The following is a 12,437-nucleotide window of genomic DNA, read 5'->3' as shown; positions in this document are numbered from 1 at the left end:
GGATGACGGCGGGATAGCGCTGATGGGCACGATGACGATTTTGCGCTCCACTTATCCGCGGTTGACCCGCTCGGCGCGCCGGCCGGTGGATGTGTTGGGCCGTATCGGCGATCACATGCTGTTTTATCTGCGGGCGTTGGGCGGGATTCCGCACGCATCGGTGCATTTCCGCAAGGAGATCGTGCGGTTGATCGCGGAGATCTCGATGGGTGCGGGCACGTTGGCGATGATCGGCGGCACGGTGGCGATCGTCGGGTTTCTCACGTTGGCCGCGGGCGGGACGTTGGCGGTGCAGGGCTATTCCTCGTTGGGTGATATCGGCATCGAGGCGTTGACCGGGTTTTTGGCGGCGTTCATCAATGTGCGTATCGCCGCGCCGGTGGTGGCCGGGATCGGGTTGGCGGCCACGTTCGGGGCCGGGGTGACCGCTCAGTTGGGAGCGATGCGCATCAACGAGGAGATCGACGCGCTGGAGTCGATGGCGATCCGGCCGGTGGAGTATCTGGTGTCGACCCGCATCATCGCGGGCATGCTGGCCATCACCCCGCTGTACTCGATCGCGGTGATCTTGTCGTTTGTGGCCAGCCAGTTCACCACCGTGGTGCTGTTCGGTCAGTCCGGGGGGCTGTATGACCATTATTTCGACACGTTTTTGAACCCGATCGACTTGTTGTGGTCGTTTCTGCAGGCCGTGCTGATGGCGATCACCATCTTGTTGATCCACACCTACTTCGGCTACTTCGCCTCCGGTGGACCGTCGGGGGTCGGTGTGGCCGTCGGCAACGCGGTACGCACCTCACTGGTCGTGGTGGTCTCAGTGACACTGCTGGTCTCACTGTCGGTATACGGCTCCAACGGCAACTTCAACCTCTCAGGGTAGGGAAGACGTTGACGGACAAACACGATCAAACCCCACCGAGCGCGCCGCGCGATGTCGCGCGGCCCGTGGTCGGTCTCGTCACGGTGGTGGCGATCGTGGCGATCATCGGTCTGGCCATCGTGTTGTTCCGCGGTGACTTCACCAAAACCGTTCCCGTCACCGTCATCTCGGATCGCGCCGGGTTGGTGATGAACCCCGACGCCCGGGTCAAGCTGCACGGCGCTCAGGTCGGCACCGTCTCCGCCATCGAGTCGCTACCCGACGGGCAGGCCGCGATTCACCTCGCGATGGACCCCGCGGCGCTGGACCTGATCCCGGGGAACGTGCGCGTCGACATCGCGTCGCCGACCGTTTTCGGCGCGAAATCCGTTTCTCTGGTGCCGCCTTCGGACCCGTCGCCCCAATCGCTGCGCGCCGGCCAGGTTCTCGACGCCGACCACGTCACCGTCGAGATCAATACCATCTTCCAACAGCTGGTCTCGGTACTCAGCAAGATCGAGCCCGCGAAACTCAACGAGACACTGGGAGCCCTGGCCTCCGGTCTGAGCGGTCGCGGTGAGAAGTTCGGCCAGACGCTGTCGGATCTCGACACGATGCTCGCGAAGATCAATCCCAGCTTGGACAGCCTGAGTCACGACATCGCTGTGCTGCCAGAAGTCCTCGACGCGTATGCCGACGCCGGCCCGGACCTGGTCGCGATCGCCGACAGTTCGACGCGGTTGAGCGACACGATCGTCGAAAAGCAGCAGGAACTCGACAGAATGCTGCTGAGCGCCATCGGGCTGGCCGACGTCGGCAACGACGTCCTGGCCGCCAACCGGCCAGCCATCACAGAAGTGCTCGACCTCCTTGTGCCGACGACCGACCTGACAAACCAGTACCATCCCGCGCTCAATTGCGTTCTGGCGGGCATGGTCCCATTGGCCACGGCAGCACCGACACCGGTCCCCGGAGTCCTGCTGCTCGACTCCTTCGTACTCGGCTCCGAACGCTACCGGTACCCCGGGAACCTGCCCAAAGTGGCGGCCAAGGGAGGACCCCAGTGCGCGGGGCTGCCCGACGTCGGCTACGAAACGCGGGCGCCCTACGTCGTCAGCGACATCGACGCCAGCCGCGCACAGTATGGAAATCAGGGCATCCTGTTGAACTCCGACGCGCTCAAGCAGGCGCTCTTCGGACCGATCGACGGACCGCCCCGCAACACCGCACAGATCGGCATGCCGGGATGAGTGGTGTGGGCACAGCGATCAAGCTGAGTGTGTTCGCCGCGGTCATGCTGCTGCTGACCGCCGGGTTGTTCGTCATCTTCGGGCAGTACCGTTCAGGATCGGCGAACGACTACACCGCCGTATTCACCGACGTTTCGGACTTGAAATCCGGTGATTCAGTGCGGGTTTCAGGTATCCGCATCGGCACTGTCCGGGAGGTGTCGCTGCAACCGGACAACACCGTCCTCGTCAGCTTCGACGCTGCTACCGATGTCGTGCTCACCACCGGAACCAAGGCTGCGGTGCGCTACCTCAACCTGGTGGGCGACCGCTACCTCGAACTTCTCGACGGACCCGGATCGACGACGATCGCCCCCGCCGGCAGCCGGATTCCCGTCGAGCGGACCGAGCCGGCGCTCGACCTCGACCTCCTGCTCGGCGGCCTGAAGCCGGTGATCCGGGGACTGCACCCCGACGATGTCAATGCGCTCACCAACTCGCTGATCCAGATCCTGCAGGGTCAGAGCGGCAACGTCGAATCGTTGTTCGCCAAAACCGCATCCTTCACCACCGCGATCGCCGACAACGGCCAGACCGTCCAACAACTGATCGACAACCTCGACACCGTGATGGCCACCATCGCCAAGGACGGAGCCAAATTCTCCGGCGCGGTCGACCGCCTCGAGAAACTGATCACCGGCCTGGCCGCCGACCGAGACCCGATCGGCGAGGCCATCACCGCCCTCGACAACGGAACCGCGTCGCTGGCCGACCTGATGGGCGAGGCGCGGGCACCGCTCGCCGGAAGCGTCGACCAACTCAACCGGGTCGCCCCGCTGCTCGAAAAAGACATTCCGTTGCTGGACGTCTCGTTGCAGAAGACGCCGGAGAACTACAAGAAACTGGTTCGGCTCGGCGCCTATGGAAGCTTCCTCAACCAGTACCTCTGCGGGATCTCGGTGCGGGTCACCGATCTGCAGGGCCGCACCGCCCATTTCCCCTGGATCATCCAAAACACTGGAAGGTGTGGCGAGCCCTGATGTTGAAATACCGTGGCACGTCGCTCATCCGATCCGGATTCATCGGCGTGGTGTTGATTGTTCTCGTCATCGCCGTCGGCCTACAACCCGAACGGCTGTGGTCATGGGCGACGGCGATCAGATATCAAGCGCTGTTCACGGAGGCCGGCGGACTGGCGCCCGGTAACGACGTCAAGGTCTCCGGTATCACTGTCGGTTCTGTTTCCGACGTCACTCTGAGCAAGGGCAAGGCGCTGGTGACGTTCACCGTCGATGGAAAGGTCAGACTCGGATCCCAGACCACCGCGCACATCCGGACCGGAACGCTGCTCGGGGAGCGCAAGATGACGCTCGAACCGGCGGGTGAGGGTTCGATGAAGCCGGCCGACGTGATCCCACTGTCACGCACCTCGTCGCCGTACTCGCTGACCGAGGCGGTGAGCGAGTTCACCACGAACACGGCCGCCACCGACACCGCATCGGTCAACCACGCCCTGGACACACTCTCTGAGACCATCGACCGGATCGCGCCGCAACTCGGCCCCACCTTCGACGGCCTGAGCCGTCTGTCGCACTCACTGACCGGCCGCGATCAGTCGCTGGCCAGACTGCTCGAGAGCGCCGCCGATGTCACCGGTGTGCTGTCGGAGCGCAGCCAGCAGCTCAACACCTTGATCCTCAACGCCAACGACCTGATGGGCGTGCTCGAAGCGCGTCGGCACGCCATCGTCACCCTGCTGGCCAACACGTCCGCGGTCGCCCAGCAGTTGACGGGTCTGGTGCATGACAACGAACGGGAACTCGCACCCGCCCTGGAGAAGCTGAACTCGGTCTACGTCATGCTGGAGCGAAACCGCGACAACATCGCCGAGGCGCTCACCGGTCTGGCGAAATACCAGGTGACCCAGGGGGAGGCGGTCAACAACGGGTTCTACTACAACGCCTTCGTGGGGAACCTGCTGCCCGGGCCGGCCCTGCAACCGTTCCTCGACTACGCGCTCGGGTTCCGGCGCGGTGTGAACGCCGGCCAGCCGCCCGACAACGCGGGGCCACGCGCCGAGTTCCCTTTCCCGTACAACGGGATACCGGGGGGGTCACGATGATCGGACGCAAAACGCTGGTCACCGCAGTGCTTTTCACGCTGGTCGGTCTGTTCATCGCCGGTACCGCGGTTGTGGTCAGGGAGTCATTCTTCGGTCCGAAGACCATCACGGCGTATTTCACCTCCGCGACCGCGATCTATCCGGGTGACGAGGTGCGTGTCGCGGGGGTTCGGGTCGGCACCATCGAATCGATCGAGCCGGACGGTGCCCACGCGCGCATGCGGCTCTCCGTCGATCGCGACGTACCGATCCCGGCGGACGCCAAAGCCGTCATCGTCGCCCAGAATCTGGTCTCGGCCCGATACGTGCAACTCGCCCCCGCCTACGAAACCAGCGGCCCGACGCTTCCCGACGACGCGGTCATCGGTGTCGACCGCACCGCGGTGCCGGTCGAGTGGGACGAGGTCAAAGAGCAGTTGACAAGACTAGCGATCGAACTCGGCCCCAGCGGCGACATCTCGACGACCTCGGTCGGTCGATTCATCGACAGCGCGGCAAATGCCATGCACGGCAACGGCGACAAGCTGCGCGAGACGATCACCCAGCTGTCCCAGGTCGGACGCATCCTCGCCGACGGCAGCGGCAACATCGTCGACGTCATCGAGAACCTGCAGACGTTCGTCACCGCACTGCGCGACAGCAACACCCAGATCGTGCAGTTCCAGGACCGGCTGGCCACGGTCAGCAGTGTCGTCGACGCGAGCAGGTCCGACCTCGACGCGGCGCTCACGCATCTGGCCGAAGCGGTCGGGGAGGTACAACGGTTCGTCGCCGGCTCCCGGAACCAGACGGCCGAGCAGATCCAACGGCTCGCCGAGGTCACCCAGAACCTCGCCGACAATCGGCTGGCGCTGGAGAACGTCTTACACGTCGCGCCCAACGCCATCGGCAACGGCTACAACATCTACAACCCGGACACCGGAACCATGATCGGCGGATTCGCGATGTCCAACTTCGCCAACCCCGTGCAGTTGGTGTGCTCGGCGATCGGGGCGGTGAAGAACGCGACGGCAGACGAGTCGGCGAAGGCGTGCGCGGAATACCTCGGTCCCGCACTGCGATTGCTCAACTTCAACTATCTGCCGATGCCGTTCAACGCCTACCTGCAGAAGTCGCCGAGCCCGGGGAACCTGATCTACTCGGATCCCGCACTGGCCCCCGGCGGGCCCGGCGGAAGCCCACCGCCCCCGGAGGACGCGCCCGCGGTGTCGGCCTACACCGGCGCGGGTGACATCCCGCCGCCGACGGGGTGGAACACACCAGCCGGTCCACCCGGCGCCTACACCCCGACAGGACTACCCGCCGCGCCCCAGCCCGCCCTGTACCCGGGCGCACCGGTGCCACCGGCGGCCGCGCCGCGACCGACTTCGCTTCAAGACATGCTGCTGCCGGCCGAAGCGCCGCCCGCGCCGCCACCCACGGAAGGCCTGCCGCCGTCATGATCTGCACAAGGTCGGTCCGACGCATCATCGCCACGCTGTGCTGCGGGATGATCGCGGTGACCGGATGCTCCTTCGAGGGCGTGAACTCGCTGCCGTTGCCCGGCACCGTCGGTCGCGGACCGGACGCCGCGGTGTACCACGTTCAGCTCGCCAATGTTGGTTCGCTGGAATCCAATTCGCCGGTGCTCATCGATGACGTCGTCGTCGGCAGCATCGGCAAGATGAGGGTGCGGAACTGGCGAGCCGATCTCGAGGTTTCGGTTCGCCCCGACGTCGTCGTACCGGCCAACGCGGTGGCGACGGTGGGACAGACCAGCCTCCTCGGATCCATGCATCTGGCGCTCGACCCGCCGCTCGGCGAGGCGCCCCGCGGCAGGCTCGAGCCCGGATCGACCATCGGACTCGACAGGTCGTCGATGTATCCGTCCACCGAGCAGACGTTGTCGTCGCTGTCGGTGGTGGTCAACGGTGGTGGTCTCGGTCAGATGGGGGACATCGTCCGCGAGTTCAACGCCGCGCTCAACGGCCGCGAGAGCCAGATCAGGGACCTGTTGGTGCGCCTGAACGACTTCGTCGGCATGCTCGACACCCAACGTGACGACGTCAACGCGTCGATCGCCGCGATGAATCGGATGTCCGGCACGTTTGCCGCCGAACACGAGGTGATCACCGAAGCGCTGCAGCGCATTCCGCCGGCGCTCGATGTCCTCGTCAGCGAGCGCCCGCGGATCACCGAGGCACTGGACCGGTTGGGCCGATTCAGCGACACGGCAACCGGCCTGATCACCGACACCCGAGATGATCTGGTGCGCAACCTCGCCAACCTCGAGCCGACATTGCGCGCCCTCGCCGATGTCGGACCCGACCTGGGCACCGTGCTCGCATACGCGCCGACATTCCCCTACACGCAGAGCTTCATCGACCGCGCGATCCGAGGCGATTACATGAATCAATTCATCGTCTTCGACTTCACCATCCCGCGGCTCAAGCGAGGATTGTTTCTCGGCACCCGGTGGGGACAGGAGGGCGCGCCGCTGGTGCCCGCACCGGGGGATCCGTGGTATCTGGCCTACACCTACGACCCGCTGAAGGCGCCCATCACCGCTACTCCCACCGAAGTCGCCGAGTTACCGCCCCTGGTGGATTCGCCGGCCGACGTCGAAGCTGAAGGCGGTGGCTGATGCTGACGCGCTTCGTACGAAATCAGTTGATCGTCTTCGTGATCGCCGCTGTCGTCGGCGTTTCGCTGATGTTGTTCAACTACATGCAGGTGCCGACGCTGCTGGGGATCGGGCGTATCACGGTGAAGTTGGAGTTGGCGGGCACCGGTGGTCTCTACCGGTTCGCCAACGTGACCTATCGGGGTGTACAGGTCGGCAAGGTGGTGGACGTGCGCCCCACCCGTGACGGTGCCGTCGCGACGCTCTCGCTGGACAAGTCGCCGAGAATCCCCGCGACCGCCCACGCCAATGTGCGCAGCGTGTCGGCGGTCGGCGAACAATACGTCGATCTGACGCCCGACAACGGCGACGGTCCCTACCTCGAAGACGGCTCGGTCATCCCCGAAGAGCAGACGTCCATTCCGCAAGCGGTCGGCCCCATGCTCGATCAGCTCAGCGCACTGGTCGACAGCGTGCCCAAGGACAGAATCAGCGCACTGCTCGACGAGTCGTTCAAGGGCCTTGACGGAACCGGCTACGATCTCGGTTCACTGTTCGACTCCTCGGCGACGGTCGTCGGCGACGGCGACGCGGTGGCCGATCGGACGCGGACCCTGATCGACGACAGCCGTCCGCTGCTGGACGGTCAGGCGCAATCGGCCGATGCGATCCGCACCTGGGCACGCAGCGTGGCAGGCATCACCGGCCAACTGGCGGCCAACGATCCGCAGATCCGTACCGTGCTGGAGGTCGGCCCCGACGCGGCCGACGAAGCGTCGCGGCTGTTCAACCAGGTCAAGGCCACGCTGCCCGTGCTGCTGGCCAATCTCACCACGATCGGCAAGGTCGGCGTGACCTATCACGCGTCCCTGGAACAGCTGCTCGTGCTGTTTCCGCCCTACGTCGCCGCCACCCAGACCGTCGGGGTCTCGAGAAACAACCCGACCGGGATGGCGTTGGGGGACTTCACGATGGTGATGAACGACCCACCCGCCTGCACAGTCGGATTCCTGCCGCCCAGCGAGTGGCGTTCGCCGGAGGACGAAACCATCGTCGACACCCCGGACGGGCTGTACTGCAAACTTCCCCAGGATTCACCGATCGGAGTTCGCGGCGCCCGAAACTATCCGTGCATGGGACAGCCGGGAAAGCGCGCGCCCACCGTGGAGATTTGTGGGAGTGACCAGCCGTTCGAACCGTTGGCGATGCGCCAGCATCCACTTGGTCCGTACCCGATCGATCCGAACCTGATCGCGCAGGGAGTTCCGCCCGACGATCGGGTCGACTTCGGCGACCGCATCCACGCCCCAATCGAGGGCACCCCGCCTCCGCCGCCTGCCGAACCCGCCCGTGCGGACGATCCGGTTGCGACGCCGAGTTCGAACAGGTCAGGCGGATCGGAAGGACCATCGGTTGCCTTCGCCACCTACGATCCGCGAACGGGGCAGTACGCCACTCCCGACGGGATGGTGTTCCGCCAAGGCGATCTCGTCACCCCTGCGGGACCGCGGCCGTGGACGGAACTGTTGACGGCCGGCAGCCGATGATCCTCAACTGCCCGTCTTGACCAGCTTGAACGGCATGGTGATGAACACCGGCTTGCTCACCCCGCAGGCACCGCTGACACCCGTCGTCTGGTCCTCACCTGCCAACGTCGTCGACGTGGGGTCGGTCTGGCTGCCGTCCTCGATGACCGGGACGAACCGAAACACCTGAAGTCCCGGCGCCGCCGTGCCGTCCGGACACGGCACCCAATTCTCCACGGTGTGCTTGACGTACCAGACGCCGCCGGTCTTGTAGATCGGTGCGCTCCAACCGAAGTCACTGACCACCGTGCCCGTGCACTCGGTCGGGTAACTGCAGACCGTCGAGATCGTCCAGGTGCTGCGCAGGCTGTCCAGTTCGCGGAACCTGTCGTTGGTCTTGGCCCATTCGCCGTTCGACGTCGCGGTGTAGGTGCCGTTGAGGCCCCAATCGTCCTCGGAGGCGTGGGCGGTAGACGCGCATCCGGCGATGGTGAGCCCAAGCGCCAACGCCGTCGCGCATCCCGCCAGTTCGGAGATACCCAACACCAGCTCCTCACCAGCGACAGTTCAGCCAGAGGACCAAACCTAGCGGCCGTATCGGTACGGGGTTCGACCGCCGTCCGTTCAGCGGGATGGACGGCGCTTCCGCAGGCCTGTCCCGTCTGCAGGGATGCGTCTGACCGGGCACGCACCGAATCGGCGAGGATCAGTGCCGACCACTACGAGCCCGGAGACCGAAAATGAAAGCCGCACTGCTTGTCATCGCGTTCATCGCCGCAGCGTTGGTGTCTCCGGTGACGGCGCAGGCCGACACCCCGTACGGCAACTTCGAACTGCGCATCGACGGTCGATACGACTTCCACACGTGGTTGTGGGTGATCTCGCGGTGTGACGGGCAGTGCGTGACGGTTCAGGCGGTACCGCAGCCCATCGCGAAGGCCTTTCCGTACCGGGGGACCGCGCAGTTGGCGGACGGACGGTACACGCTGACGGTCGACGTACCGGATGGTTTGCGGTGCGGCAACGTCTATTACGGGCCGGTCATTCCGACCCGCGACGTCTATTCCTGGGATGCGACGACCCGGTCCGGCACGCTGGAATCCTCCTTCGCGGTGGGGTGTGACGGTGCTCCCGGCGGCACCTTCACCTACCCGTTTCAGCTCGTGCGGCTGTAGCCGCCGGCTTCGCGCAAATTCGCCACCCGCGGATCGAACTTTTCGAGGCCCGCCGTCGTGACCTTAGAAGGTCCGCCACGACGTTAGGGGTCGAGATGCGTGGTCGCGTGCAATCGGGTCTGGTGGCCGCGGTCACCGCCATCGGTGTCGTCACGCCGACGGCCGTCGTCCCCGCTGAACCACCGGCGTGGACGCCGCGCGCCGAGGTCCACGACGTGCGGCTGGCCGCGGCCGCGCCGCCCCTCGGCGCGATACCGCTGGCGTTCATCAACAACCAGTTCCAGTACTGCAGCGTCATCTGCCCCCACGTCGTGCAAGGGCTGGTCACGATACCTATCGCGCTGGTGATGACGCCGGTGACGTTCCTGGGCGCCCTCGGCGCGACGGGATCACCGCTGAGGGCGCTGGGTGCTGCCGCAGCGTCGGTGACCGGGGCGGCGAACGCCGCGCTGACGCCGATCATCGAGAACGACGTCTTCCGGGTGGTGCCGAAGGCGTTCAACAACCTCGAGGTCGCGGTGGTGGAGCTGTTCAACGTCGCCTCGGCCGTGTTGCGGCCGGGGGAGTTTCTGCAGGAGCTCAACACCGCGCGGACGAACATCCTGGCCGCGCTGAACCAGCCGCTGCCGCCACCGGTGCCGACCGAAACCGGCGCGCGGACGCTGCCGCAGGTGCTGGCCGTCGAGACGATCAGGGTCTTCGCGGCCGTCGTGTTCCAAGCCGGCGAGATTCTGCTGCTGGGCGTCGTCCAGACCGTCGATGCCGCCGCGCAGGAACTGGCGCTCTCGGGTGATCCGTTCGCGGCGATCGCGGCGGGGACCGCCCAAGCCGCCGAGAGCCTCGCCGTCGCCGGCGGCATCGTCCGCGACGCCGCCGACACCGCGATCACCAACGTGAGCGCCGCCCTGGCAGACCCGTTCCCGCGGGCGACAACCACCGCCCGCACGGACGACCCGCCGCAGCCGCGCCGGGAGGCAGCCGCATCCGACGCCGGGCCGACCACCGCCGAAACATCTTCCGTCGCAGCGACATCGGACGCACCGGACGACCCCCCGAAACCGGGGAAGCTGTCACAGATACTCGATCGGGCGGCCGACTTCGGCCGCGACGACGACCCATCCGTCGCAGCCGATCAACCCTCGCCGGAAGATTCCTCAACGTCCTCGGCAACGCGGTCCGCCCGCTCCTCGTCGGCGGCCTCACGCGATGAGTCGTCGGCGGAGTCTCCCCGTTTCTCGCCGGGCTCACTCGTCCGCGCGTCGACTTCGCCTGGTCGACCCGAGCGCTCGGCCGCCACCGGTGAGGAGAAGTCCACGGCCAGCGCGACGCCGAGGGCCGTGAAGAACGCGATGAACAACGCTCCACCGAGATAGGAGTTCATGGGCCCGCCCGGCGAGATGAAGCTGCCCGGCGGGCCGATGATCGTGATCGTCTCGATCAACTGCTCGACGGTGAACACCGCAGCGGCGATCCCCAACCACCGCGGAAACCGGTCCTCGTTGGCCGCCAAGAGGATTGGCGCGGCCACCATGATGTTGGCGATGGTGAGCATGGGCGCCGACATCGCCACGATGTCACCGACCGTGCGCGCGGTCGCCGAACCGAGCTGAGCAGGGTGCAGCGCGAACCCCGCGGTGAACCACGTCGCGATGAGCAACTGAACCAGCACCAGCGCCGAGCCGATCGTGAACACATATGCGGCGGGCCCCGTCAGCCGGTCACGGGCGTGGCCGAGCACCACCACCAGCGCGAGGCTTCCGAACGCCACCAGCAGCGCGTGCGCCCGCATCGCGGCCGCGTGCTCGTTCACGTGGGAGACGATGTCGTAGCCCGGCTGGCCGATGCCGGGCATGGCCGGAACCATCACCAGCGCGACGGCGAACAGCACCCCGAACGTGATACCGGCGATCATCGGTGTACGACGATCCATTGCTGCGCTCCCTACGGGCAATGGCGATGCGTTGGCGCGGCCGCCGGCGGACAATCGTCACCGACACCGTATCCACAAACGCGAATTCATCCACAGTCCGCGCGGCGTGTCACCGCAGGAGCCGGAATCGGTCGGCGCCGCGGCCTACTTTTCGGCGTATGGGAACCGAATTGCCGGCCGAGCGCCTGCAGCGTCGGTTGGGCACCGAGACCGAGTCCGACGCGGACGAGGGCCGTCCAACCGGCGACGGCCACCGACCCGACACCCTGCTGTCACGATGGCTGCCCGACACCGAAACGGACCGCGCCCCGAGCTGGATCACCGCCGTACGCGCGGACCCCGGCCGGGCCGGAGTCGTCGCGTTGGCCGCGGTGGGCATCGTCGCGGTCCTGGTGACGGTGTTCACCGTCGTCCGCGACAAGCCGCCGCCGGTGATGTCGGCGAACTTGCCTCCGGTGCAGATGGTTTCGTCGGGCAGCCCGACGCCGAGCGGCGCACCGGCGCCGGCTCAACCCGTCGTCGTCAGCGTCGTCGGGCTGGTGCACAAACCCGGACTCGTCACGCTGGATCCGGGGGCGCGGATCGCCGACGCTCTCGGCGCCGCCGGGGGAGCGCTCGACGGCGCCGACCTGCTCGGGTTGAACATGGCCAGACGCGTCGCCGACGGCGAACAGATCATCGTCGGTATCGCGCCGGCCCCCGGTGAACCGACCGCGATGGGAAGCTCGGTCGCCGCGGACCACACCGCCACCACCTCGACCGGCGCGAAAGCGCCCGCCGACGGTGCCGCCGCCCCCGATGCGGTCGTGGACCTCAACACCGCCACCGTCGAACAGCTCGACACACTGCCCGGCATCGGGCCGGTGACGGCGTCGGCGATCGTCGCATGGCGCGACGCCAACGGGCCGTTCAGCAGCGTCGAACAACTCGGTGACGTGGACGGTATCGGTCCCGCGCGGCTGGAGAAGCTTCGTGACCTCGTCCGTGTATGACG

At 66.4% G+C, this 12,437-nt stretch carries 11 protein-coding genes; 9 read left to right on the top strand and 2 right to left on the bottom strand.

What is annotated here, in order from left to right; all coding sequences use genetic code 11:
• The first annotated feature begins 22 nt into the window (after positions 1–22).
• From MELE44368_RS02355 to MELE44368_RS02325, 7 genes are read left to right on the top strand one after another with little or no spacing between them, the layout of a single operon-like run.
• Positions 23–880 carry an MlaE family ABC transporter permease gene (locus tag MELE44368_RS02355; protein WP_046754831.1) on the top strand — a complete coding sequence of 286 codons (858 nt, stop codon included), beginning with the start codon at positions 23–25 and terminating at the stop codon, positions 878–880.
• Between the two features lie 8 nt (positions 881–888).
• Positions 889–2,109: an MCE family protein gene (locus MELE44368_RS02350; RefSeq protein ID WP_128106975.1), complete on the top strand. Its 1,221-nt coding sequence runs from the start codon at positions 889–891 to the stop codon at positions 2,107–2,109.
• A complete protein-coding gene (locus MELE44368_RS02345) occupies positions 2,106–3,128 on the top strand; it encodes an MCE family protein (RefSeq protein ID WP_064890548.1) in 1,023 nt (340 codons plus the stop codon). Before MELE44368_RS02350 ends, MELE44368_RS02345 begins: the two co-directional genes overlap by 4 nt.
• Positions 3,128–4,210, top strand: coding sequence for an MCE family protein (locus MELE44368_RS02340; protein ID WP_128106974.1), 1,083 nt, complete (start codon positions 3,128–3,130; stop codon positions 4,208–4,210). Before MELE44368_RS02345 ends, MELE44368_RS02340 begins: the two co-directional genes overlap by 1 nt.
• On the top strand, positions 4,207–5,652 hold the full coding sequence (locus MELE44368_RS02335) for an MCE family protein (RefSeq protein ID WP_128106973.1): 1,446 nt from the start codon (positions 4,207–4,209) through the stop codon (positions 5,650–5,652). Before MELE44368_RS02340 ends, MELE44368_RS02335 begins: the two co-directional genes overlap by 4 nt.
• A complete protein-coding gene (locus tag MELE44368_RS02330) occupies positions 5,649–6,833 on the top strand; it encodes an MCE family protein (protein WP_128106972.1) in 1,185 nt (394 codons plus the stop codon). Before MELE44368_RS02335 ends, MELE44368_RS02330 begins: the two co-directional genes overlap by 4 nt.
• Entirely contained in the window at positions 6,833–8,359 is a 1,527-nt protein-coding gene (locus tag MELE44368_RS02325) for an MCE family protein (protein WP_128106971.1), read from the top strand. The genes MELE44368_RS02330 and MELE44368_RS02325 overlap by 1 nt, the downstream gene beginning before the upstream one ends.
• Before the next feature lie 3 nt (positions 8,360–8,362).
• Here the strand turns inward: MELE44368_RS02325 and MELE44368_RS02320 are convergent, their stop codons facing one another.
• Positions 8,363–8,884: an Rv2253/PknI dimerization domain-containing protein gene (locus MELE44368_RS02320; protein ID WP_046754530.1), complete on the bottom strand. Its 522-nt coding sequence runs from the start codon at positions 8,882–8,884 to the stop codon at positions 8,363–8,365.
• Positions 8,885–9,078: 194 nt separating this feature from the next.
• On the opposite strand from MELE44368_RS02320, the gene MELE44368_RS02315 reads away from it, so the two are divergent.
• Positions 9,079–9,513, top strand: coding sequence for a hypothetical protein (locus tag MELE44368_RS02315; RefSeq protein WP_064930677.1), 435 nt, complete (start codon positions 9,079–9,081; stop codon positions 9,511–9,513).
• Between the two features lie 1,132 nt (positions 9,514–10,645).
• Here MELE44368_RS02315 and MELE44368_RS02305 read toward each other — a convergent pair.
• A complete protein-coding gene (locus MELE44368_RS02305; protein ID WP_128106970.1) occupies positions 10,646–11,443 on the bottom strand; it encodes a hypothetical protein in 798 nt (265 codons plus the stop codon).
• A gap of 158 nt (positions 11,444–11,601) precedes the next feature.
• Here MELE44368_RS02305 and MELE44368_RS02300 point away from each other — a divergent pair, with 158 nt between their 5' ends.
• On the top strand, positions 11,602–12,435 hold the full coding sequence (locus MELE44368_RS02300; protein WP_128106969.1) for a ComEA family DNA-binding protein: 834 nt from the start codon (positions 11,602–11,604) through the stop codon (positions 12,433–12,435).
• The last annotated feature ends 2 nt before the right edge of the window (positions 12,436–12,437 follow it).

It is taken from the genome of Mycolicibacterium elephantis DSM 44368, assembly GCF_004014805.1.
Taxonomy (GTDB): domain Bacteria; phylum Actinomycetota; class Actinomycetes; order Mycobacteriales; family Mycobacteriaceae; genus Mycobacterium; species Mycobacterium elephantis.
The sequence above is the reverse complement of the archived record's forward strand: the minus strand, read 5'-3'. Positions and strand labels throughout refer to the sequence as shown.